This is a genomic window from Microbacterium sp. Z12_35 (assembly GCF_058310475.1).
Genome location: NZ_JBZEGJ010000002.1, coordinates 325,879 through 347,796, shown reverse-complemented (window position 1 = coordinate 347,796; position 21,918 = coordinate 325,879). Strand labels below are relative to the sequence as shown.

Annotated in this window: 19 protein-coding genes; 8 read left to right on the top strand and 11 right to left on the bottom strand. The window is 66.0% G+C overall.

The window, feature by feature from the left end; translation table 11 throughout:
• Positions 1–455: 455 nt before the first annotated feature.
• The 4 genes from AC4FS1_RS14480 to AC4FS1_RS14465 all read right to left on the bottom strand — a co-directional run bounded on the left by AC4FS1_RS14480 (position 456) and on the right by AC4FS1_RS14465 (position 4,560).
• Positions 456–854, bottom strand: a complete 399-nt coding sequence (locus tag AC4FS1_RS14480) for an ester cyclase (RefSeq protein WP_491156274.1) — start codon at positions 852–854, stop codon at positions 456–458.
• 216 nt (positions 855–1,070) lie between these two features.
• Positions 1,071–1,316: a hypothetical protein gene (locus tag AC4FS1_RS14475; RefSeq protein WP_491156272.1), complete on the bottom strand. Its 246-nt coding sequence runs from the start codon at positions 1,314–1,316 to the stop codon at positions 1,071–1,073.
• A gap of 156 nt (positions 1,317–1,472) precedes the next feature.
• Entirely contained in the window at positions 1,473–2,849 is a 1,377-nt protein-coding gene (gene gad, locus AC4FS1_RS14470; protein WP_491156270.1) for a glutamate decarboxylase, read from the bottom strand.
• Positions 2,850–3,249: 400 nt separating this feature from the next.
• The gene (locus AC4FS1_RS14465) at positions 3,250–4,560 is read right to left on the bottom strand and encodes an MFS transporter (protein WP_491156269.1); all 1,311 of its coding nucleotides are present in this window, start codon (positions 4,558–4,560) and stop codon (positions 3,250–3,252) included.
• A gap of 172 nt (positions 4,561–4,732) precedes the next feature.
• Between AC4FS1_RS14465 and AC4FS1_RS14460 the strand changes: the two genes are divergently transcribed.
• The 3 genes from AC4FS1_RS14460 to AC4FS1_RS14450 all read left to right on the top strand — a co-directional run bounded on the left by AC4FS1_RS14460 (position 4,733) and on the right by AC4FS1_RS14450 (position 8,267).
• Positions 4,733–5,506, top strand: coding sequence for an IclR family transcriptional regulator (locus tag AC4FS1_RS14460; RefSeq protein ID WP_491156267.1), 774 nt, complete (start codon positions 4,733–4,735; stop codon positions 5,504–5,506).
• A gap of 129 nt (positions 5,507–5,635) precedes the next feature.
• On the top strand, positions 5,636–7,126 hold the full coding sequence (locus AC4FS1_RS14455; RefSeq protein WP_491156266.1) for an NAD-dependent succinate-semialdehyde dehydrogenase: 1,491 nt from the start codon (positions 5,636–5,638) through the stop codon (positions 7,124–7,126).
• Between the two features lie 25 nt (positions 7,127–7,151).
• Complete coding sequence (locus AC4FS1_RS14450; protein ID WP_491156264.1) at positions 7,152–8,267, top strand: alcohol dehydrogenase catalytic domain-containing protein; 1,116 nt, start codon at positions 7,152–7,154, stop codon at positions 8,265–8,267.
• A gap of 74 nt (positions 8,268–8,341) precedes the next feature.
• Here AC4FS1_RS14450 and AC4FS1_RS14445 read toward each other — a convergent pair whose 3' ends face one another.
• Positions 8,342–9,019, bottom strand: a complete 678-nt coding sequence (locus AC4FS1_RS14445) for an NAD(P)H-binding protein (protein WP_491156263.1) — start codon at positions 9,017–9,019, stop codon at positions 8,342–8,344.
• Between the two features lie 196 nt (positions 9,020–9,215).
• On the opposite strand from AC4FS1_RS14445, the gene AC4FS1_RS14440 reads away from it, so the two are divergent.
• Positions 9,216–10,163, top strand: a complete 948-nt coding sequence (locus tag AC4FS1_RS14440) for a LysR family transcriptional regulator (protein ID WP_491156261.1) — start codon at positions 9,216–9,218, stop codon at positions 10,161–10,163.
• Positions 10,164–10,467: 304 nt separating this feature from the next.
• Here AC4FS1_RS14440 and AC4FS1_RS14435 read toward each other — a convergent pair whose 3' ends face one another.
• A complete protein-coding gene (locus tag AC4FS1_RS14435) occupies positions 10,468–10,878 on the bottom strand; it encodes a winged helix-turn-helix transcriptional regulator (protein WP_491156259.1) in 411 nt (136 codons plus the stop codon).
• A 40-nt stretch (positions 10,879–10,918) separates the two neighbouring features.
• Here AC4FS1_RS14435 and AC4FS1_RS14430 point away from each other — a divergent pair, with 40 nt between their 5' ends.
• Entirely contained in the window at positions 10,919–11,770 is an 852-nt protein-coding gene (locus AC4FS1_RS14430; protein WP_491156257.1) for an enoyl-CoA hydratase/isomerase family protein, read from the top strand.
• 717 nt (positions 11,771–12,487) lie between these two features.
• On the opposite strand, the gene AC4FS1_RS14425 is transcribed toward AC4FS1_RS14430, so the two are convergent.
• The 4 genes from AC4FS1_RS14425 to AC4FS1_RS14410 form a co-directional block, all read right to left on the bottom strand.
• A complete protein-coding gene (locus AC4FS1_RS14425; RefSeq protein WP_491156778.1) occupies positions 12,488–13,039 on the bottom strand; it encodes an alcohol dehydrogenase catalytic domain-containing protein in 552 nt (183 codons plus the stop codon).
• Positions 13,040–13,231: 192 nt separating this feature from the next.
• Positions 13,232–14,368, bottom strand: a complete 1,137-nt coding sequence (locus AC4FS1_RS14420) for a substrate-binding domain-containing protein (RefSeq protein WP_491156255.1) — start codon at positions 14,366–14,368, stop codon at positions 13,232–13,234.
• Positions 14,369–14,442: 74 nt separating this feature from the next.
• Positions 14,443–15,672, bottom strand: coding sequence for a multiple monosaccharide ABC transporter permease (gene mmsB / locus AC4FS1_RS14415; protein ID WP_491156253.1), 1,230 nt, complete (start codon positions 15,670–15,672; stop codon positions 14,443–14,445).
• On the bottom strand, positions 15,662–17,206 hold the full coding sequence (locus tag AC4FS1_RS14410; RefSeq protein WP_491156251.1) for an ATP-binding cassette domain-containing protein: 1,545 nt from the start codon (positions 17,204–17,206) through the stop codon (positions 15,662–15,664). The genes mmsB and AC4FS1_RS14410 overlap by 11 nt, the downstream gene beginning before the upstream one ends.
• 207 nt (positions 17,207–17,413) lie before the next feature.
• Here AC4FS1_RS14410 and AC4FS1_RS14405 point away from each other — a divergent pair, with 207 nt between their 5' ends.
• From AC4FS1_RS14405 to AC4FS1_RS14395, 3 genes are all read left to right on the top strand, one after another.
• Entirely contained in the window at positions 17,414–18,175 is a 762-nt protein-coding gene (locus tag AC4FS1_RS14405) for an SDR family NAD(P)-dependent oxidoreductase (protein ID WP_491156250.1), read from the top strand.
• Between the two features lie 291 nt (positions 18,176–18,466).
• A complete protein-coding gene (locus tag AC4FS1_RS14400) occupies positions 18,467–19,228 on the top strand; it encodes a hypothetical protein (RefSeq protein ID WP_491156249.1) in 762 nt (253 codons plus the stop codon).
• Between the two features lie 1,020 nt (positions 19,229–20,248).
• Positions 20,249–20,689, top strand: coding sequence for a hypothetical protein (locus AC4FS1_RS14395; protein WP_491156247.1), 441 nt, complete (start codon positions 20,249–20,251; stop codon positions 20,687–20,689).
• A 609-nt stretch (positions 20,690–21,298) separates the two neighbouring features.
• Here the strand turns inward: AC4FS1_RS14395 and AC4FS1_RS14390 are convergent.
• Positions 21,299–21,871, bottom strand: coding sequence for a hypothetical protein (locus AC4FS1_RS14390; protein ID WP_491156245.1), 573 nt, complete (start codon positions 21,869–21,871; stop codon positions 21,299–21,301).
• Positions 21,872–21,918 lie beyond the last annotated feature (47 nt).

The window sequence follows — 21,918 nt, the reverse complement described above, 5'->3', positions numbered from 1 at the left end:
ATGTGGAACTTTCTGTTCCTCCGCTCGCGTCGGCGCGAACGGAGACGAGCCTGGTCGCCAATCGGGCCAAGGCCAGTGCAAGCACTTGGGCTTGATCAGGTATTTCCTTCAGTCCTCGCGTGACACTCCTCACCCTCTATGCGTGCGGGCAACCATGTTGATCGCGTGCCTCGGCATGCTCGGGGTCACTTGCGGGTCACTTGAGCCCGGTGTGCGCATAGATCATGGACGCGTTTATGGTGGCGCGGGTCGCGCGTTAGGCGCAGTGGTGCCCTCGTCCCAGAAGTCCAGAAGCCACTGATGACCAGCCGGTGCTGCGAGTCGAGCCAGCAGGGCCTCCTCGGCTGAAACCCGGCCTCGCATGGGCTCGTCCTGCTTCCCGAGCCGGTCTCACCGACTCGGGAAGCAGGACCCCGACGAGGGCTGATGGCCCTACCGGCCAGATGCCAGCGGTGTCAGATGTCGAGCTGGTCGCGAACTGCCTGTGAGTCGATCAGGTAGTTCATCTCGTAGAACTTGCCGTCGCGGAGCTTGTGGAACGAGTACTCGGCGAACTCCAACGTCTTGCCCGTCGGCGCGACGCCGAACCACTCCTTGGTGTGGGTGCCCTTGTTGTACAGGCGGGCCACGACGCGGTCTCCGTCGATGGCGATGTCCTGGGGCCGCCACTCGTAGTCCGGCACGGCGTCGCCGTGCCCCTTCAGCTCGGCGATGATGTGCTCGCGCGTGACCGGCTTGCCGTTCTCGACGAGCTCGTCGTGGACGAACTCGGTCATGCGGTCGAAGTCGTGAGCGTTGAGCGCCTCGATGTAGCGCTCGAAGACGTCGCGGATCTCGCTCTCAGACATGGACATGGTGGTCTTCCTTTCTGTCCCCGGGGCCCGGGGGTGTGCACTTGCTGGTGATAGGGACGTCCTCCACGGTCTGGCTGTGGCGGCCGCTTCAGTGGGTGGGAACCGCGCCCGAACGACTTCTATTCCGAGCGTTCCAGAAAGGATGGGTCGAGCGCCTCGGACGGCACAGGCTTCGCTCGGTCGGCATGTGGGTGCGCCGATCGGGGTCGAAGCTCCTTAGCGACGGGCGCGCTGGTTCGAGGACTTCTTCGGACCCGACGACACCATCGACCCCCGATGCAGGTCGGCGCCGACGGCCCAGCCGGCGGGACTCCCGTGGGTGTTGCTCTCGATCAACGGAACGGTCGTCGTCGCTGACGGAGTGATCTCCGCCGTCGCCGAGGCCGACCCCCCATCCCGGAGGGCGCTCGCGTCGCCGACGTCACCGGCCGCTGGGTGCTTGCGGGATTCATCGAGGCTCACGGCCGCCTGAGCGTCCACGAAGACGGCGGGGGTGGTCGGGCAACGACACCAGCGAAAACGACCCGAACGGCGCGCGCTTCGGCGCGCTCGACAGCATCGACATCGAAGAGGTCAGCTTCCGCGACGCCCTGCGCGCGGGAGTGACATGTTCATGCCTCAGTGGTGGAAGGCCGGGTGCTGACCCTCGACCGGCATGGCCGACTCGAGGGCATCGAGGTACGCGGTCTCGGTCTGGATGTCGGCGAGGAGCTCGGCCGCGAGATCCATGCTCAGGCCGTTGCGGACCACGATGCGCTGCACGGTCAGCTGGGCGAGGTCGTCGGGCATCGGGTACGCCGGGACGAGCCATCCCTTCTCCCGCAGCCTGTCCTGCAGGTGGTAGAGGTTCCAGTTCTTCGTGTGCCCGTCCTTCAGGTACCACGCGAAGACGGGGATGTCGCTGCCGTCGTTCCAGAGCTCGAACGCGTCGAGCTTCGCGACTCCGGCGGACAGGTACTTCGCGACGTCCTGGGACGTCTGCTGAACGGCACGGTACCCGTCGAACCCCAAGCGGAGGAACATGTAGTACTGCAGCAGAACCTGGGCACCGGGGCGGGAGAAGTTCAGGGCGAAGGTCGGCATCTCACCGCCCAGGTAGCTCACCTTGAACACCAGGTCGTCGGGCAGCCACTGCGTGTGGCGCCAGACGACCCAGCCCAGGCCCGGGTAGACCAGACCGTACTTGTGGCCCGACGTGCTGATCGAGTGCACGCGCTCCAGCCGGAAATCCCACACCAGATCGGGCTGCAGGAACGGGGCGATCATCGCGCCGGATGCCCCGTCCACGTGGATCGGGATGTCGAGCCCTTTCTCGGCCTGGATGGCGTCGAGCGCCCGGGCGATCTCGGCCACCGGTTCGTACATGCCGGTGTAGGTGACTCCCATGATCGCGACGACCCCGATCGTGTTCTCGTCGATGTACTTCTCCAGGTCGTACCCGTCGAGCGTCTTGTGGTCCATGCTGATCGGCACGAACCGCGGCTCGACGTCGAAATAGTTGCAGAACTTCTCCCAGCACACCTGGACCGCGGACGACATCACCAGATTGGGCTTGGACGTGTCCTTGCCCGCGGCGCGACGGGAATGCTGCCAGCGCCGCTTGAAGGCCAGGCCGCCGAGCATGCAGGCCTCCGAGGAGCCGATCGTGGACGTGCCGATGCTGCGGGACGCGTCGGGCGCGTTCCACAGGTTCGCGAGCATGTGCCAGCAGTTGTCCTCGACGGCCGCGGTCTGCGGATACTCGTCCTTGTCGATCATGTTCTTATCGAAGGACGCCTCGTACACCTGCTTGGCGTCCTCGTCCATCCACGTACCGACGAAGGTCGCGAGGTTGAGCCGCGAGTTGCCGTCGAGCATCGTCTCGTCGTCCACGATCTGCTTGGCAGTGTCGGGAAGGGACTCCTCCTGGGGAATCACGTGGCGCGCGGCGAGGGTAGCCTCGCCCGGCCGCGCGAAACGCGGCGTGAGGTCATTGTCGGCCTGAAGATCGCTCATGGAAGCTCCCGTCTATGGGGTGCGCCGGACGGACGCCGACGCACGGTCATCCCAAATGTGTCGGTGTGAGCCGAGCCCGCGGGCTGGCCACGCGGACAACGGTAGGCCCGGGCACCTTCCAGGGCCAGGGACGCGGGACCAAGTGCTCGGTCCAGCCCGAGCTCTACGCTCACATCCTCGGCGAGGGCCAACGCCGAGCCCATCTTCAGCGTCTCGCCGACGCAGAAGCGGCAGAATCAGCCGGGGGCCACCTGGGGCCTGCACGGCCCGGCTGAGGGGATTGACCGGTAACATCACCAGAACCAAAATCCCCTGGCTTACCGGGGGATTTTTCGCGGAGACGGAGGGCGGTCCGTGACATCCGGCGTCAGTCGGGAGATGTGCCCGCTCGAAGGCACGGTCAGCCGCGCCGGCTCGCACCGGCATCGCCCCGTCGCGCGGCGAACGCGGCGATCAGGGTGACGACGCCGGCGCTGATGACCATGAGTGCCACCGGCCAGTACGCACCGCCGCTCACCGCCACCAGGTACGCCGCCAGAATCGGAGCCGGCGCTCCCGCCAGGAGAGAGCCGAGCTGGTAGCCGACGGAAACGCCGGTGTACCGGATTTCCGCGTCGAACAGCTCCGCGAACCACGCAGACAGCGGCGCGAACACCATCGAGTGGGCGAGAGCGAGAACGATGACGCAGGCGAGGATCACCGCCCACGGGTTCGCGGTGCCGACCAGCCAGAAGAACGGGAATGCCATGGCGATCATCACCAGGGTCCCCGTCACGACCACTGGCCTGCGTCCGAGCCGGTCAGAAAGCGCGCCGAAGAACGGCATGGTGACGAGTTCGATCGCCGATGCGGTCAGCACTCCTGCGAGGGCGACGCTGTTGGGCAACCCGAGTTGAGTCGTCATGTAGGTCAGCCCGAAGGTCGCGAAGACGTAGTACAGGACGTTATCGGCGAAGCGGATACCCGCGATGACGATGACATCGCGAGGATGCTTGCGAAGAACCTCGACCAGCGGCCGCTTCACCTGGGCCGCACTCTCGATGATCTTCTGGAAGGCCGGCGGCTCGCTGATCTTCGCGCGGATGTACAGTCCCGTCGCCACAAGCAACGAACTGGCGAGGAACGGCAGGCGCCAGCCCCATTCCAGGAAGGCGTCGTCCGGGAGCAGGTTCACCAAGGCGAATGCGGCCGAAGAGAGCAGGAGACCCGCGGGGATCCCCATCTGAGGCCAGCTCCCATAGAACCCCCTTCGCGCGGCGGGGGCGTGCTCCACGGCCAGAAGCGCCGCGCCTCCCCACTCGCCTCCCACACCGAGGCCCTGGCAGAGACGGAGGACGACGAGCGCGATCGGCGCCCAAACGCCGATCGCGTCATAGGTGGGCAGCAGTCCGACCGCCGTCGTCGCGATTCCCATGACCAGCAAGGTGGCCACGAGCGTTTTCTTGCGCCCGATCCGGTCGCCGAGATGACCGGCGATCACTCCGCCGAGCGGACGCGCGAAGAAGCCGACGCCGAAGGTCGCGAAGGCCAGCATCGTCCCCGCGAGGGGATCGGCGCCGGGGAAGAACAGTCGCCCGAAGATCAACGCCGCTGCCGTTCCAAACAGGAAGAAATCGTAGTATTCGATCGCAGCGCCGATGAAGCTGGCCGCAGCAACCCGCGCCATGCCCCCACGCGTCTCGGTGGCGGCAGGGGTGTGTGTCGTCGTCATTGATCGCCATCTCCTTGAATGTGCCGCGGGATCCCCGGCTCCGCGTGTCGACTACAGTTTCATTATTGGAACTGTAGGTTCACATGTGATTAATGACACGGACCTAGACTGGTTGTCAAGAGTCCGCACCCCGGCTGCCCGCGCAGGAGGGTGACGAAGACAGGAGACCCCCGTGGCCAGCATCGCCGCCTCCCCAGAAACCGCCCCCTCGGAAGGCACCCGCGCCGTCCATGCCGCCTTCCAGATCCTCGACGTCGTGGCGCTCGCCTCGGCACCGATGCGGATGACAGACATCGTCGCAGCCGTCAACCTGCCGAAGTCCAGCGTCTTCCGGCTCTTACGCGCACTCGAGATGGAAGGCGCCGTCCGACGCGGAGAGGGGGATCGTCGATACCGTCTCGGTCAGAAGTTCGACGACTATGCGCGGATCTCCCAGACGCCGCTGCTGGTGAGCAGGTTCCACGACAAAGCGGCACCGGTATTGCGGCCGCTCAACGAAACCGCGCAGTTCGGCGTCCTCACCGGGAGCGAAGTCACCTTCCTGACCGGGATCGAGTCCACGAAGCCAGTGCGCCTCGTCAGCTACGCCGGCCGGACGCTCCCGGCCCACGCCAGCGCCACCGGCAAGGCGATCCTGGCGTTCTCCGACGAACAGGCGCTCCACGAGACTATGGCCGGAGGCCTGCCCGCCCTGACACCGCGCACGGTCACCGACCGGGACCAGCTCCTGGACCAACTCGACGAGGTACGCCGGCTCGGGTACGCGACGGAGTCCGAAGAATCGACGGCGAATCTCTCGTGCCTGGCAGCTCCCATATGGGGACGCAGTCGTGACGTGCTCGGCGCCGTCACGGTATGCATACCGCGCGCCGACCTCCCCGCCGACCGGCTCCCCGCTATCCGCGAGGCCGCGCTGGACGCCGCACGCCGCATGTCTCTCAGCTGAGATCCTGCTGTTGACACGGTGGTGATCACTGTGTCAACCTCTGTTTCACATTCGGGATCCAAGTTCCAAATGTGAACCGGCTATCCCGGCGACGGTTCACGACATTGCCGCGGAGAGGACAGCAGGATCATGAGCACCACATCCTTGTCGGAGGCCAGCGCCATCGTCGCGGGCACGCGGGTGACGACCGGACTCCACATCTCCGGTCACTGGCAGGACGCCTCCGACACCTCCCGCTTCGAAGTGATCGACCCAGGATCGGGCAGGCTCCTCACCACCGTGGCGGACGCGACGCCCGACGACGCCGTATCGGCCTTGCGCAGCGCGGATGCCGCGCAGCCCGGATGGGCGCGCACGTCTGCTCGTGAGCGCGCGACGATTCTGCAGGCTGCCTTCGCGGCCGTCACGACGCGAAGGGAGGAGTTCGCCGCCGTGATCTCGGCCGAGGTCGGGCGCCCATTCACCCAGTCCCTCGCCGAGGTCGACTACGGCGCCGAGTTCCTGCGCTGGTTCGGGGAGCAAGCAGCACATGTGCACGGCGAGTTCGGCTCATCGCCACGCGGTGACTTCATGATCGCGACGACGCGCGTGCCGGTCGGTCCGTCGCTGCTCATCACGCCGTGGAACTTCCCGCTTGCGATGGGCACGCGCAAGCTCGGAGCCGCTCTCGCCGCCGGCTGCACGACCATCATCAAGCCCGCGGCGCAGACGCCGCTGACCATGGCTCTTCTCGTCGAGGTGCTCGAGCAGGCGGGCGTCCCGGACGGCGTGGTGAACCTGCTGCCGACGACGCGTGCGGCAGCGGTGTCCGAAACACTGATGGCCGATCCGCGGTTGCGGAAGGTCAGCTTCACGGGGTCCACGGCGGTCGGCTCCCGACTGCTCGAGCAGGCCTCCGCCCATGTGCTGCGCTCGTCCATGGAGCTCGGGGGGAACGGTCCCTTCCTCGTCCTCGAGCACGCGCATGTCCCCTCGGCCGTCGACGGGGCGATGATCGCGAAATTCCGCAACAGCGGGCAATCGTGCGTCGCGGCCAACCGCTTCATCGTGCACGAAGCCGTCGCTGACCAATTCATCGACGCTTTCGTGCAGCGCACGAAAGCGCTCCCCGTGGGCGGTGGAACCGACACCGCCCTGGGCATCGGCCCCATCATCGATGAGCGCCAGCGCCTCCGCATCCACGGGCTCGTCGAAGACGCCGTGGCATCGGGTGCGCGTGTACATACGGGGGGTCGCATCATCCCCGGCGAGGGCTACTTCTACGAGCCGACTGTTCTCACCGACGTCCCCGATTCCGCGTCCATCATCCGCGAAGAGATCTTCGGGCCGGTCGCGACAGTGACCGTGGTCTCGTCCGACGACGAAGCGATCGAGAAGGCCAACGCGACGCCCTACGGGTTGGCGGCGTTCGTCTACACGCAGGATCTCTCCCGCGCGCTGGACGCGACGGCCCGTATCGAGGCGGGCATGATCGGAGTGAACCGCGGGTTGGTGTCCGAGGCCGGCGCGCCCTTCGGCGGCCTCAAGGCGTCAGGGCTTGGCCGCGAGGGAGGCCACTTCGGCATCGACGAGTACTTGGAGACCAAGTACCTCGCCCTCGACCCGACCCTCCACGGCTGAGACCACTCGAAGGCAGGAAGAGAACATGAGAATCACTGGCGCCGTCCTCGAAGACGCCGGGCGGCCCCGACCCTTCGCCGCCTCCGCACCCATCACCATCCGGGATCTCGAACTCGACCCGCCCGGGCCCGGCGAGCTGCTCGTCAAGATCGAGGCGGCCGGACTGTGTCATTCGGACCTGTCGGTCGTCGACGGCAACCGGGTGCGCCCGTTGCCTATGCTGCTCGGGCATGAGGCGGCAGGCATCGTGATCGATCTCGGCGAGGGAGTCGACGACCTCACCGTCGGGCAACGGGTCGTCATGGCGTTCCTGCCACGGTGCGGGCAATGCCCGGCCTGCCTCACCGACGGCCGTTTGCCGTGCGAGCGCGGCACGGCGGCGAACACGGCGGGCACGCTGATGAGCGGCTCTCGCCGGCTGCACCTGGACGGCGAAGAGGTGCATCACCATCTCGGCGTCTCCGGTTTCGCCACCCACGCTGTCGTGGACCGCCGCTCGGTCGTGCCTGTCGGCAACGACGTCCCGCCCGATGTCGCGGCCGTGCTCGGATGCGCCGTCCTCACCGGCGGCGGCGCCGTCATCAACACGGGTCGACCCCAGCCTGGTGACAGCGTTCTCGTGGTGGGCCTGGGCGGCGTGGGGATGGCGGCGCTCATCACGGCCGTCTCCCTCGGCAACGGCGCGGTCATCGGGGTCGACGCGGTACCGGAGAAACTCGAACACGCGCTGCGACTGGGTGCTTCCCAAGCTCTGACCCCCGCCGAGGCGCTGGAGGCGGGGATCAGAGCCCCCATCGTGATCGAAGCGGCCGGGAACACGCGCGCGTTCGAGACCGCGATCGCGTTGACGGCCGTCGGCGGCACGACGGTGACAGTCGGACTGCCCCATCCCCGTGCCGAGGCCGTCATCAATCCCCTTGTGATCACCGCGGAGGCGCGCCGCATCGAGGGCAGCTACCTCGGATCGGCGGTGCCGTCCAGGGACATTCCCGCGTACGCCCAGCTGTGGCGCGACGGGCGCCTCCCCGTGGAGCAGTTGATCTCCGGGCGCACGACCCTCGTGGGTATCAATCAGGCCATGGACGACTTGGCCGACGGACGTGCCATCCGTCAGATCATCACGTTCGACGAGCCCGACTGACCGGCGTCATACGTATGGCAGCTTCCCGCCCGTGCGGACGACGCCGGTCAGTTGCAAGCCTCGTCGGGCCGGCGTCACCCGTTTGGCAGGCTCCCGCCCGTGCGAATGACGCCCGCGACGGCCTGGCGAATGGGAACGTCCCCCGCCGTCACTTCGAGGATCTCCTGAGTGATACGCGGCTCGTGAAGGATCTCCACCAGAGCCGCCGCGACGTCGGCGCGGGCGATCTCGTCGTGGATCTCCGCCAAGCCCAGCGCCACCGATCCTTCGCCCGGCCCATCCTGCAGGGCGGATGGGCGAAGGATCACCCAGTCGAGTCCGCTTTGCGAGAGGGCGATATCGGCCGTCTTCTTCACGTGAATGTAGTGGTCGAAACCCTCCCCCAGATTCCGCTCACGCCAGGCCTCCGGGAAGACCGACACCAGCACGAACCGGATGCGGCGCCCGGTGAGTTGTGCGGCGGCGATGGCCTTGGCCACACCGTCACCGTCGATCGCGGTGGTCGCATCCCGGCCTCCTCCGCTCGCGCCGGCAGCGAAGACGATGCTGTCGGCCGTCCCGATCATGGCGGCCAGGTGCTCCGCCGTGAGGGCGATGAGATCGCCGATCTGGGCGCTCGCTCCGATGGCGGCGAGCGAGTCTCGCTGGGATTCCGCCCGCACGAGTCCGGTGACGGAGTCTCCTCCCCTCCGCAGGTCACGCGCGACCAACGAGCCGACGCCACCGGTGACGCCAATGATGAATACGTGCACGATCGCTCCTTGCTTCCGGCGTGGGTTGGTGGTTGTGCCGATCCTCAAGCGGACGCGGCGTGCTCCGACATTCATCTCCGCGTTGAATGGCTGGTCGCCCGACGGCCACGCTCCGACTGTAGGAGTGCGGCAACGGCGAGAAAAAGGGGCAGAAGCGCACAACGTCTCTGCACTCTTGCGCAACGGAGGCCCAACAATGGCACATGAGATCGACATCCGTAGCATCCGCGCAGATGATCTTCGATACCTGGCGGCGGTGGCGGACACGGGTCGCTTGGTGGGGGCGGCTCGCAGCCTCGGTGTGGACCACAGCACCGTCTCAAGACGGTTGCGGGCGCTTGAGACGGCGCTGGGTGCACGCCTGGTGGGGCGCGGTCATGAGGGGTGGGTACTGACGGAAGAAGGGAGAAGGGTCGCCGAGCACGCGCGGACCATCCAGATTGCCGTGGAACGGGCCGCGCAGTCCATCGCAGGGGTCGCCACCGACGGGATCAGTGGAACAATCCGGCTTTCGGCCGCGGACGGGTTCGGCGCGCGTTTCGTCACTCCCGCGCTCACCAGGCTGCGTGTGCAGCATCCCGGACTCAACGTCGAGTTGGTGACAGGTGCCCAGCACCTCACCCTTCGACAGACAAACTTCGACATCGCCCTGATTCTGGGAGCACCTCCTTCGTCGGCCCTCTTCACCGAGAAGCTCTGCCGATACGACTCAGCCTTCTACGCAAGCGCCGCCTACCTGGCCGAGCACGGTGACCCCGGATCCGCCGAGGACCTGGCGCACCATCCACTGATCTACATGATCGACTCGCTGGAACGCGTGAAGGAGCACGAGATACGCTCCTACGTACCTGGCGCGTCGGTCGCTTTCGCGTCGACCAACATCTTCGCGCTGCTCGAGGCCGCCCGGCAGGGCGCGGGAGTTGCACTGCTGCCCAAGTTCATCGCTGACACCGCACCCGAATTGTGGCGGGTGTCCGCCAGAATGCCTCCCGCGCGAGCCGATGTCTCTCTCGCCTTTCGCAAGCAGTCCATCGATCGGGTGGACGTACGAGCCGTTCGCCTGGCCCTGCATCAGGAGGTTCTGCGCCGACGCGACGAGTTGGTGTGGCACGCCTCAGCGGAGCATGCCCCCACGAGTCGCTAGGTGGTGGCGCCCAGTGCTGGGCAGTCCAGGGCGAACGGCGTCTTCTTGCCAATACCGTCGAAGACCACGTCAGCCTTCTGATCATCCGTGGGCCGTGCGACCTCGGCGGGAAGGTCGCACGCCCCACACCAGCACAGCGTCGCACCCGATAGCCCAGCCCCCGGACTAGGCGTGCGAGGGCAACCACCACCACGTAGAAGATTGCACACCGGCGCGGAACACGCTGGTTCAGCGCGCGCCTCAGGCTCCCAGCCGAAACGGTCCCGTGCTGTCACGAGGTGTCGCACCGAACGGGGGGCTGGAGTCACCAGGCGGGGGTGGCGCCGGTTGCCTCGTCGTATGCGTCCCTGTGCCGTTCGACTTCGGCCAGGTGGTCGACCGTCCAGGCGCGCAGGGTCAAGAAGGGCTCCTCGAGCGTGCGACCCAGCGGCGTGATCCGGTACTCCACAGCAATCGGGCGTTGCGTCAGCACCCGGCGCTCAACGAGGCCGTTGCGCTCCAAGCGCCGCAGCGCCTGGGTGAGCGACTTCTGAGTGACCCCATCGAGCTCTCGCTTGAGCTCGTTGAAGCGTCGCGGCTGGTGGCACACCGCGGCCAGCAGCAGCTGACCCCACTTGTCCAGTAGCTGATCGAGGAGCTCGCGCTGAGGGCCGACGATGGTGTCGCGATTGGTGCGATCCTCGCCGATACCAGGTTTCGTTGAAGTACCCATCATGTACCAGGTATACCAGAGATACCTCACGTTAAGGAATCTCATGACTGAACAGTCCCTGCCCACCCTCCATCTCAAGCGCCAGGACGGAGTCCTGTGGGTTTCGATGGATGTTCCGCCCGTCAACCTGATTACGGCCCAGCTCCTGATCGACCTGGACGCCGTCGCAGCATCGGCGGAGAACGATACCGACCTGCACGTCATTGTGCTCCAGAGCTCCAATCCGGAGTTCTTCATGGCACACGGTGACCTCACATTCGTGAAGGACCCCGCGACGTACGCCGCCCTCCCGATCGCGGAGGAGACGCTCGTCGGGACCGGACCGATGATGCGGCTCCATGAACGCTGGCGGCGTCTGCCTCAGACCACCATCGCCAAGGTCGCGGGATTTGCCCGCGGAGGTGGATCCGAACTGGCCTCCAGCCTGGATCTGCGATTCGCGGCCCTCGAGACGGCGGCGTTCGGCCAGTTCGAAGCGCTGATCGGCATCGTTCCGGGATCTGGTGCAACTGCCCACCTCCCCCGCCTCGTGGGTCGCGCGCGCGCCCTCGAGGTCGTGCTGACGGGCGAGCTCGTCGACGCGGCGACCGCCGAGCGGTGGGGATGGGTGAACCGAGCCCTGCCCGCCGCAGAGCTGGACGAATTCGTCGATCGGGTCGCACGGATCATCGCGACTCTGCCCGACGGTGTCCGCGCCGCAGCGACCGAAGCGATCGACGCGGCGGACGGCACGCTCGAGGACGCACTGCGCGCGGAGGACCGCCTGCTCGGGGTGACCTTCACCCCCGCGTCTGGGGAGCTTGCCGCGGCGGCACTCGCCGCCGGGATTCCCACGCGGGAGGCGGAGTTGAATCTCGAAGAGGTCCTGCGGGCGAACCTCGCCCGACACTCGTGACCGCTATCGGCGCTGCGTAGCCGGACTACGGAGGTCGTCCACGACTCGTGTGCGACCCAGACTGAAATGACCGTGCCAGGGTCCGGCTCTCACCGCAGAGCCGGGCCCTGGCACGTCAGGTGCATGTCGGCCTTTGAGACGGCTGCGTGAGCCCGGGTCGCGCAGACGAGACTCACGGCTGCGCGCACCTCTGCAGCGAGGCGGGAGACACCTGGGGGACACCTCGCTCGAGGTCCACGTCGAGAATCGGAGGTCAGTCGCCGATATGGCGACGAAGTGCACCACCTGTGACGGATGGCGGGCCACCCGCTGCCGACGATGCCGAGACCGCCTCGAACCGCGAGTTCACGCGGGCGGGCGCCCCATGCTCCGAGTGTAGGTGGCCCCACCGGTGACCCCCGCAGTGGTCACTTCACCCCCCGAAATGAGGTCGAATGACGCCAGGCAATCGGAAGCGTCCTCGACGGGAATCCAGGCCGGGCCAGGCATTCTTTTGCGGAGACGGAGGGATTCGAACCCTCGGTCCCCGTAAGGGGACTCCACCTTAGCAGGGTGTCTCCCAAGCTCAATTTGGGCCGGACCGCCGCACCGATCTAGTGGAAACCCATCTCGAATTGGACTGGTGATCAGCCGATTCCCAGAATCGTCGCCAGGCTCGCTTGACACGCAGTGCACTCAAGGACACTCAGGTCGATCCCCTCCTCGAGATGCTCGGGGTCACCTGGGGGTCAACTCGCAGGTCGCGGCGCCCCATCCGCAGCGTCGGCTCACCGCAGTTCTGGCCGCGAGTACCCATCTTCGGGTCTCCGCGGTCCGCCGCTGGACGATCGTCGTGTTGGGGCCGCAGAGCGCTCTGACTCGGGTTTTCGTGCTATCTGGGCCTCCCCGAAGTAGCCGCTCCGGGCTCGACCAGGGCGCCCTGGAGGTCGGACACCTCGCCGGGAAGCACGCTGACGTTCGCGGCGGGAACGATCGCGACCTCGGCGAGGCCCCCCAGGCGTAGCTCAGTTCGATGCAGGCCATGCGCTGGCACAAGTGGTTCAGGGCGCGCCGACAGAAGTCGCACTCGCCGCAGAAGAGCAGGGGCATCACCGACACGCGCTGGCCCGCACGGACGTGACTGACCTCGGATCCGACCTCGATCACCTCGGCGGAGAACTCGTGACCGAGGATCTGCGGTGCGATCGAGCCGTTTAACGGGTGGGCTTGCTGGGGATCACGATCGGTCCCTGCGCGTACTCGTGCAGGTCGGTTCCGCAGATTCCGCACCAGCACGGCTTCAGCAGCACATCGCGAGGCCCCACGCGCCCGGGTGCCTGGACATCCGTCACGCGGATGTCGTGGTCGGCATGGAAGACAGCGGCTTTAATGATGCCCCTGCGAAGTGGGGATCGAGGTCCCCGTCGTTGCCGCGCAGCGACACCGACGGGGACGCAGGGATGGTCGGCTTCCTGACGCCGGTCAGAGACCGAGGTCCTCCGCCGAGTAGAAGCCGCTGTCGACCAGGACTTCCTGAACGTTGTCCTTCGTGACGTTCACAACGGGGAAGAGCTTCGCCGGCACTTCGAAGTTGTTGTTATCGAAGGTGGTGTCGGGCTCGGGCCAGTCGCCGCCGTCGAGCACGTCCGCGACCATGCTCGCGGCACCCTCGGCGAGGGTGATGACGTCGATCCAGGCGGAGGAGTACTGCTCGCCGGAGAGGATCAGCTTGATTGAATCGAGCTCGCCGTCACCCCCGGGCAGAATCGGCCAGTCTTCGGTGCCCGGCTGCAGTCCCGAGGATTTCAGTCCGGCGATGACACCACGGGTCATTCCGTCGAAGGGCACCCAGACGGCGTCGAGCTTCGTCCCGTCGGAGTAGTTCGCCGTCACGAGGTCCTCGATGCGGCTCTGTGCGCCCTCCGCGGTGAAGTTCGGCACCGCTGTCTGGTCGAACTCGGTCTGACCGGACGGGATGTTGATGACGCCCTCGTCGACGTAGGGCTTGATCGTTTCGAGGTAACCGTCGAACATGTCGTACGCGACCGAGTCGGTCGGGCTGCCGTTAACGATCTCGATGTTGAACGGCCCCGTCTCGCCCGTCGGGTTGCCGTCTGCGTCCTCGACACCGAGCGCCGTGAGGATCGAGTGCCCGCTGGCGGCGCCGTACGCGGTGTAGTCGAAGGTCGTGTAGTAGTCGACGGCATCGGTGTCCTGCAGCAGACGCGTGTAGGCGAGTACCGGGATGTCCGATGCCTCCGCGTCGGCGAGCGGCCCATTGAGCGACTGCGCATCCACGGCGACGACGACGAGCGCATTCACGCCCGACGTGATCATGTCCTCCATCTGCTGGACCTGCGTGGACGCGTCGTCATTGGCGAACTGCACGGTGGTGTCATAACCGCGCTCCTCGAACGTGTCAGTCATGACGTCCGCTTCGAGTTGCCAGCGGACGCTGGTGACACCCGGCATCAGGATGCCGACCGTGCCTTCACCGTCGCCGCCGGAGCCGGATCCGCCGCTGCAGGCGGCGAGTCCCGCCGCGAGGACAACCGTGGTTGCGGCGACTGCCAACGTCCGGCGGACCGGAAGGCCCTGGGCTACGGAACTGAGCTTCATAGCGTCTCGTCTTTCTGTGCTGTGTTTCGGATGGGACGATCCGCCCTCTCAGGCGAAGTTGGGGAGGAAATCCTTCAGACGGCGCGCGGCACCCGACGACTCTTGTTCCAGATGTCGAACGCCACGAACAGCAGGACGACGATGCCGAGCACGGTCTGCTGCCACTGCGTCCCGAGACCCATGATCGACATGCCGTTGTTGATGATGCCGATCGTGAGGCCCCCGACGAGCGCTCCGGCGATGGAGCCGACACCGCCCTGAACGGCAGCACCGCCCACGAATGCCGCGGCGATGGCTTCCAGCTCGAAGCCCGCACCGGCACCCGAGGTGGCGAGGTTCAGTCGAGCGGTGAGGATGATGCCGGCCAGTGCTGCCAAGACACCCATGTTGACGAAGAGGAAAAAGTCGACGCGACGATCTTTCACGCCGGACAGCTGCGCCGCACGGCGGTTGCTGCCCACCGCGAAGATGTGCCGGCCGATGACCGAACGCGTCATCAGAATTGTGTACCCGGCGGCGAGCACGATGAGGATGAGCAAGACGACGGGAAGGCCGCGAAAACTGGCCAGGGCGTAGGTCACCGCGAGAATCGCGATAGACACGAGGGCCAGCCCGATGATGAATCCGATGAGATTGCCCGCCGGCTCGCCATGCCGGGCCTTGCGGCGCCGGCTCGCGACCTGCCACCACACGATCGTCGCGGCGATCAGGACACCGATGGCCATCGTGACGATGTCGGGACCGGACCCGGAACCGAGATTGATGTACCCGGCGCCCAGGAACACGAAGGGTTCCGGCAGCGAGCCGATGTTGTTACCGCCTATCAGGGCGAGCGTGAGCCCACGGAAGATGAGCATGCCCGCGAGCGTGACGATGAACGACGGCACGCGCGCGAACGCGATCCAATATCCCTGGAACGCGCCGGCAGTGGCGCCGACGACGAGCGCCAGGATGACGGCGAGCCACCAGTCCAGGCGCCACTGCATCATGAGGATCGCCGCGACCGCCCCGGATAGCCCGGCGAGCGAGCCGACCGATAGGTCGATGTGACCGCCGATGATCACCATCACCATTCCGATGGCGAGGATGAGGATGTAACCGTTCTGAGTGACGATGTTTGAGATGTTCTGCTCGCGAAGCAGGATTCCGTCGGTCGAAAACGCGAAGACCGTGATCACGACGATCAGTGCGACAGCCATGCTGTATTTGTTAAGGAAGCGGCCGACGCGCGAGACGAGGTTCGTCGTCCGCACCAATCCGTCCTGGTCCTGCGGCGCAAGGCGGGTGGTGCCACTAGTTGACATGGCGCGTCCTCTCGAGGGTCATCAGCTCCATGAGCTTTTCGGGTGTGGCGTCGTCGATCGGCAGTTCTCCGGTGATCTCGCCCTCGTGCATCGCGATGATGCGGTCGCAGACGCCGAGCAGCTCGGGTAGCTCGGAAGAGATGAACAGAATCGCCTTGCCGCTCGCCGCCAGCTCTTGAATGATCGCGTAGATCTCGAACTTGGCTCCGACGTCGATTCCACGGGTCGGTTCGTCGAGGATCAGCACGCGCGGGTCGGTGTAGATCCACTTGCTCAGCACGACCTTCTGCTGGTTCCCGCCCGAGAGTTGGCCGACCGGCTCGAAGATGGAGGGTGTCTTGATGCGCATCGAAGTCTTGAAACCGTTCGCGGCGTGGATCTCCGCGTCTTCGTCCACCAGGCCGTTGCGCGAGAAGCGCCGCAGGTTCGGCAGGCTGATGTTGCGTACGACATCGTCGTCCAAGTGCAGGCCCAGAGTCTTCCGGTCCTCGGTCGCGTAGGCGAGGCCCGCGCCGATCGCCTTGCTCACGGTGGAGACGTCGCGGACGGAGCCGTCAACGCGCACCTCTCCCGAGATGCCCACGCCGTAGGAGCGACCGAACACGCTGAGCGCGAGCTCGGTGCGGCCCGCGCCCATGAGTCCGCAGATGCCGACGATCTCGCTGGCGCGGACGGTCAGCGACGCGTCGCGCACCTTGAAGCGATCGGGGTCGGCGGGGTCGCGGACGCTCCACGAGTCGATGCTGAAGGCTTCGTCGCCGAGTTCACGCTCGACGCGGTCGGGGAAGAGGTGGTTGATGTCGCGTCCGACCATTCCACGGATGATCCGAGGCTGCGAGATCTCCGCTTTCGTCAGCGTCTCGACGACCGAGCCGTCTCGGATCACGGTGACCCGGTCGGCGATCTCTTCGACCTCGTTGAGCTTGTGGCTGATGATGATGGAGGCGATGCCGCGCTTCTTGAGGTCCGCCACCAGGCCGAGGAGGTGCTCCGACTCCTCCTCGTTGAGCGCCGAGGTCGGCTCGTCGAGGATCAGGATGCGGACGTCCTTGCTAAAAGCCTTGGCGATCTCGACAAGCTGCTGTTTGCCCACACCGAGCTCGGCGACAGGCGTCGACGGCTTCTCGCGGAGACCGACGGTCTTCAGCAGCTCGGCCGCGCGTCGATGTGTCTCCTCCCAGTCGATCAGCCCGAACGCACCCTTGACCTCATTGCCGAGATAGATGTTCTCGGCGATGGACATGTTGTCGGTAAGGGCGAGTTCCTGGTGGATGATGACGATGCCGAGCCGCTCGCTCTGGGCGATGCCCGCCATTTCGACCGGCTGCCCATCGAGGAGGATCTGCCCGTCGTAGCTGCCGTGCGGGTACACACCGCTGAGCACCTTCATCAAGGTGGACTTGCCGGCACCGTTCTCGCCGCAGATCGCCAAGACCTCGTTCGCGCGGAGATCGATCGTGACGTCGCTCAACGCCTTGATGCCGGAGAAGTCCTTGGTGATGCCGCGCATCTCGAGGAGGCTGGAAGGCTCCATTGCCGCCGTTCTTTCGGGTCTGACCGGTGCTCTCGGTCAGCCGAGTGTGCACCTGTAGTGAACTGACATCGCTTACTGAACCCGGCTCGCCCCGTGTTGTCAAGTCCGCGGCGGGGGAGCTGTGTGTTGTGAGTGAACAGTGTGGCAGGATGTTTACGGCGTTCGTCGCTCCCGACGAGCCGAGTGGCAGAGGTCGAGGAGGACCACATGAGCGCAACTACGCGCACCGCCGTCGTCACAGGCGCGGCGGGAGGAATTGGACGTGCAATCGCCACGGCGTTCGCACGTCATGGCGTAAGGGTCGTCGTCGCCGACATTCGCCAGGACGCGGCCGAACGCACCGCGGCGGAGATCGCGGCCGAAGTTGGGTCCGAGCTCGTAGGCATCTCGGTCGATGTAACCGATTCCACCTCGGTAAAGGCGCTCGTCGCCGCCACCGTCGAGCGATTCGGCAGAGTGGATCATCTCGTGAACTGTGCGGGAATGTCGCTGGACGGGGCGTCCGCCGAGCAGCCTGACGATGTGTGGAAGCGAGTGGTCGATCTGAACCTGACCGGCACCTTCTATGGATGTCGAGAGTTCGCGCCCGAGCTCTTCAAGACGAAGGGCACGATCGTCAACATTTCCTCGATCACCGCCTTCGCGGCACCCCGGCCGGAGGTGCACGCCAGTTACGACGCGACTAAGGCCGCTATCGTCGCACTGTCGCGCACCCTCGGAGTCGAGTGGGCCTCCCGCGGCGTCCGGGTGAACGCGGTGGCCCCCGGTTACACGAACACCGAGCTGCTCAAAGACGTCGGGGCGAGTGATCCCGAGATCATGAGCACCTGGATCTCGCAGACGCCGCAGGGTCACCTCATGGAGCCCTCGGACATCGCCGAGGTCGTAGTCTTCCTGTCTTCGCCGGCTTCTCGCGCCATCACCGCGCAGACGGTCGTCGCGGACGGCGGATATCTCGCCGCTAAGTGACACTGATACCCGGGCGAACGTCCGACGGAGCGCTGGCCCCTTTTCGGGCCAGCGCTTCGTCGTATCCGGATCAACTCTGGCCGCGCGCGCAGCGAGCCCATCATCGACAGCACCTCGACGGCGGAAATGATCGGCGTGCCCCGGCTCGCGCTGGCCCCCTCGCCGCCCTGTTCCCCTCGGCGGCCGATTACAGACCACACTCCTCGCGCCGCCGACGAGGTGTGGTTGAAGTAGAGGTGCGGACGTTCGCTGTGGAAGGAGAACGAGTCGCGCACCGGAGACCGGGTCAACGTGCAGGCCCGGACAGCACATAAGGAGCAAGGAATCACCGCGGGCGCGGCCACCAGCTACACCCACGACTCCCGTAACCGCCTCACCCTGGCCCAAGAAGAATCCGGGTCGACGACGACAGCGTCGTGGGCGTACACCTATGACAACAACAGCAACCGGACGCAGCAGATCCGAGCTGGTGCCACCGGTGCCACCGCGGGAACCATCGACTACACGTACGACGCGGCCAACCAAATCACCGCGGCTACCGGACAAACCACCACCTGGACCTACGACGCCGCCGAGAACCAGACCCGCAACGGCCTCACCGGCACCACAGGAACGTTCGGAGACCGCGGCCAGCTGACCGCGCTCGGCAGCAACAACAGAACCTACTTCGGCACCGGAAACACCGACCGCCTTTCCCAAGGCAGCGTCACGTTTAACAGCGGCGCCCTCGGCCTCATGCAACGCACCAGCGGGACCACCGTCGACAACTACGTCCGCACACCCGCCGGGGACGCCGTAGGCGTCCTAGGCGGGTCAGACGACTCCCACAAGTACTACATCCACGACCACCTCGGCTCCGTCGTCGGTATCTTCACCGAAACAGGCACCTACGCGGGTGGCTACTCCTACACCCCCTACGGCGAAGCCCGCACAACCGACACCAACACCGCCGTGTACTCGGACCTCTTCGAAGCCGACCTCGACGCCGTCTCGAGTGCGCTCGACCGCGCCGCCGAGAATGCTGGCATCCGAGGAATATTCAGCGAGGACTGAGCAGGCCGACAGCTCCACGCGTGGTGCCGTTCGACGCGTTCCGCGACCGGGTTTACGCAATCCTTACGCAAACAGCCGTCCTACGAGAAAGCTATGGCCCGTGACCCCAGTGTTTCCAAGGGATCTTGGGCCAAATAGCTGCGCGGAGACAGAGGGATTCGAACTGACGTGACCGCGTTCCGAATCTCGTCGAGGGCGGCGGCCTCACACAGAGTTCCAATGCCGTAACAACTCAGGCCGCAACGCCACCCAAACCATGCTGACAAGCCGCCCTGTGAAGTCCACGGTGATCATGGCCGAGGCCCGCCCATGCGAGGTCACTACAAGGCCGGCCTGACCGTTCACAGAACGCTCCACGACGGAGGCTCCCGGTTGAGCCGCCATGCCATGAATCAGCAGTCCGGTCGCGTCTCGGGGTCCTCGCGCGGTCAGCATTCCGGGGTTTGCTCCCGCATCGGAAACGACCACGACAGCCACATCGGCGTGAAGAAGGGATTCGAGCCGCGGAGCGTCGCCTTCCTGTGCCGCGACCCGTAGGCTGCGCACGGCGCTGTAGTGCACCGGCCGAGCGAACCATTCCCAAAAGGTGTCCCAGCGGGAGGACGCGCGAGCGCGTTGACGCACACTGTCACGTCTGCTGATGACCGACATCTTGCACCTCCGCCCGTCGGCGCGACGGGGATCTCCTAGCTGGGTCCGGTTCGCCCCGCGGTTGAATGGGGTCTCTAGTTAGGACCGCAAACACCGCTCATTTGTGAGGGAATCAAAGCCCGCCCCGCGAGCGTTAGGCGGACCTCCTCGCGACGTCGCAGCCACCGCCGGTCCGTACGGGAGGCTGCAACGGAGCAGGGAATCCTCGGTCGGGGCCTGTGCCTCACCCTGCGGGCAGCATCTCCGCAGGTCCCCAGCGACATGTGCCTTCAGCCAGCGCAGTGCACCGATGCCAGACTCCGGTGCGACCGAACAGATCAAACGGCCGTCCGCCCTCACAGTCCGGCCGGCGAGGCTGTCTTGATAGATATGGACAATACTTCTCGACGAGTGGTCCTGGCCCTCACCATCCTCATCGGCCTTTACGTGGGTCTGTGGGCGCAGTTTTTCCCGCACGCGTTCTACACGTCGTTCCCCGGATTCGGGCTCACCTGGATCAGGCTCGACGGCGCCGAAAACGAGCACCTCATCCGGGACATCGGAAGTTTCTACCTGGCCCTGACCGCGATCAGTATGGCGGGATTCCTGTCCAAGACGGCGACGGTCGGACGCGTCGCCGGACTCGGCTGGGCGGTGTTCGGAGTACTGCACCTGGCTTACCACGTAAGCCACATCATCGGCGGACCGGTCGATGTCGTCGGAACAGCGCTCAGCCTCGGAGTGAGTGCCATCCTCGGTGTCCTTCTGGTCTTGCCTGTACGCACACCTCGCCCTAGGAGAACCGGCTCCGGAGAAGAAAGCGCACGATGAAGTTCGCGTTCGCGGGGCAACGGTGCCGCGAGGCGTCACGTCGTCGCCGGCACGACAGGCCGGCCACACGCCTCCGGTACTCACCCGCCGTACTGGCCTCGACTTGATGCGCGTAGCTGAGGGGCGCGAACGTCGGTCACTATCGGTCGTCGACCGCGACGGCGACGGCGCCGGCGTCGGCGAGAGCACCGCGCCCGCTTCCGCTCCCGAGTAAAGACCCCACGCGCTCCTGGTCCCCTCAGAGGAACGGTTAGATGGGGCAACGAATGCGCACACGGATTTGTCCCCGAACGTAAGCATGGTTCCGCTGTCCCCGCGGGGGGGCGATGGGATCGAGCACGTTCATAAGCATGATGTGGTCTCTCCCGGGCGCGAGCTCCCGTGCCGTCGTTCCCACGCATGACCCTCCTAGCGCCGCAACGCGAATCCCGGAAGCCTCTGCCGGCGACAGGCCGGTGTTCAACGGATTGGGGTGGGGCGCGGCGTCGCCGACGGTGAACCGCACGACACCCGGCATCGGCGTCCCGTAGGCCGAGATAACGCTCCAGCGCCGCTCGCACCGGCCCTCGGGAAACCCGGCCGCACATCGCCTTACCTGCTACAAACTGGTCAGGTTCTCTGCAGCGCGAACGTGATGATCCACCCGTCTCGCGATAGGTCGAGCAATGAATAGTGGGCTCTCATGTCGGGGACCCACCCCGTGGAGCGTAGGGGGTCCAATCTGACGTACTCGGGCCTGAGCCGTGCGCCGCGGCCGTCGGCGTCGAGAACAGCCTGCACCTTCGTCCAGTGCCGCAACAACGAATCGACGTTGTCCTCGTCGAACAGGTGCGAATGCAATTGCATCTCGGCCACCGCGCCCTCATCGGGATAAGGGTCGCGTAGGTCTAGTCCGAGCCGGACGCCGGGTTCCACGAGAGCAACTACCGTTGCGGCTCCGAAGTGCACGGTGCGCATCTTCAAGGGAATCCTCGTATGGGCGATCTCGGCAAAGGATTGCTGCTCAGACCCAAAGCCCGCAGGCGCTTCTCGCAGAACGCCGACCGCCTGCCTCTCCACGCCGAATCGCACCGCTACAAGCTCTCTGGCGAGGGTGCGATGCCGGTCCCAGGCCGACGCCCGCGGGTCGGCACCGAGCCGAGCCTCGATCCCGGCCGGGGTCTCAAGGCGAACTGAATTCATTGCAAACCTCCTGGTCGTGGTCGGGCATTCGGACGTGTCTCCGCCGC

Coding starts and splice junctions, on each gene's coding strand:
- AC4FS1_RS14450 (WP_491156264.1), top strand. CDS start 7,152: ATGAGAATCACTGGCGCCGTCCTCGAAGACGCCGGGCGGCCCCGACCC.
- AC4FS1_RS14455 (WP_491156266.1), top strand. CDS start 5,636: ATGAGCACCACATCCTTGTCGGAGGCCAGCGCCATCGTCGCGGGCACG.
- AC4FS1_RS14435 (WP_491156259.1), bottom strand. CDS start 10,878: ATGATGGGTACTTCAACGAAACCTGGTATCGGCGAGGATCGCACCAAT.
- AC4FS1_RS14430 (WP_491156257.1), top strand. CDS start 10,919: ATGACTGAACAGTCCCTGCCCACCCTCCATCTCAAGCGCCAGGACGGA.
- AC4FS1_RS14480 (WP_491156274.1), bottom strand. CDS start 854: ATGTCCATGTCTGAGAGCGAGATCCGCGACGTCTTCGAGCGCTACATC.
- gad (WP_491156270.1), bottom strand. CDS start 2,849: ATGAGCGATCTTCAGGCCGACAATGACCTCACGCCGCGTTTCGCGCGG.
- AC4FS1_RS14440 (WP_491156261.1), top strand. CDS start 9,216: ATGGCACATGAGATCGACATCCGTAGCATCCGCGCAGATGATCTTCGA.
- AC4FS1_RS14420 (WP_491156255.1), bottom strand. CDS start 14,368: ATGAAGCTCAGTTCCGTAGCCCAGGGCCTTCCGGTCCGCCGGACGTTG.
- AC4FS1_RS14395 (WP_491156247.1), top strand. CDS start 20,249: ATGGACAATACTTCTCGACGAGTGGTCCTGGCCCTCACCATCCTCATC.
- AC4FS1_RS14405 (WP_491156250.1), top strand. CDS start 17,414: ATGAGCGCAACTACGCGCACCGCCGTCGTCACAGGCGCGGCGGGAGGA.
- AC4FS1_RS14465 (WP_491156269.1), bottom strand. CDS start 4,560: ATGACGACGACACACACCCCTGCCGCCACCGAGACGCGTGGGGGCATG.
- mmsB (WP_491156253.1), bottom strand. CDS start 15,672: ATGTCAACTAGTGGCACCACCCGCCTTGCGCCGCAGGACCAGGACGGA.
- AC4FS1_RS14410 (WP_491156251.1), bottom strand. CDS start 17,206: ATGGAGCCTTCCAGCCTCCTCGAGATGCGCGGCATCACCAAGGACTTC.
- AC4FS1_RS14390 (WP_491156245.1), bottom strand. CDS start 21,871: ATGAATTCAGTTCGCCTTGAGACCCCGGCCGGGATCGAGGCTCGGCTC.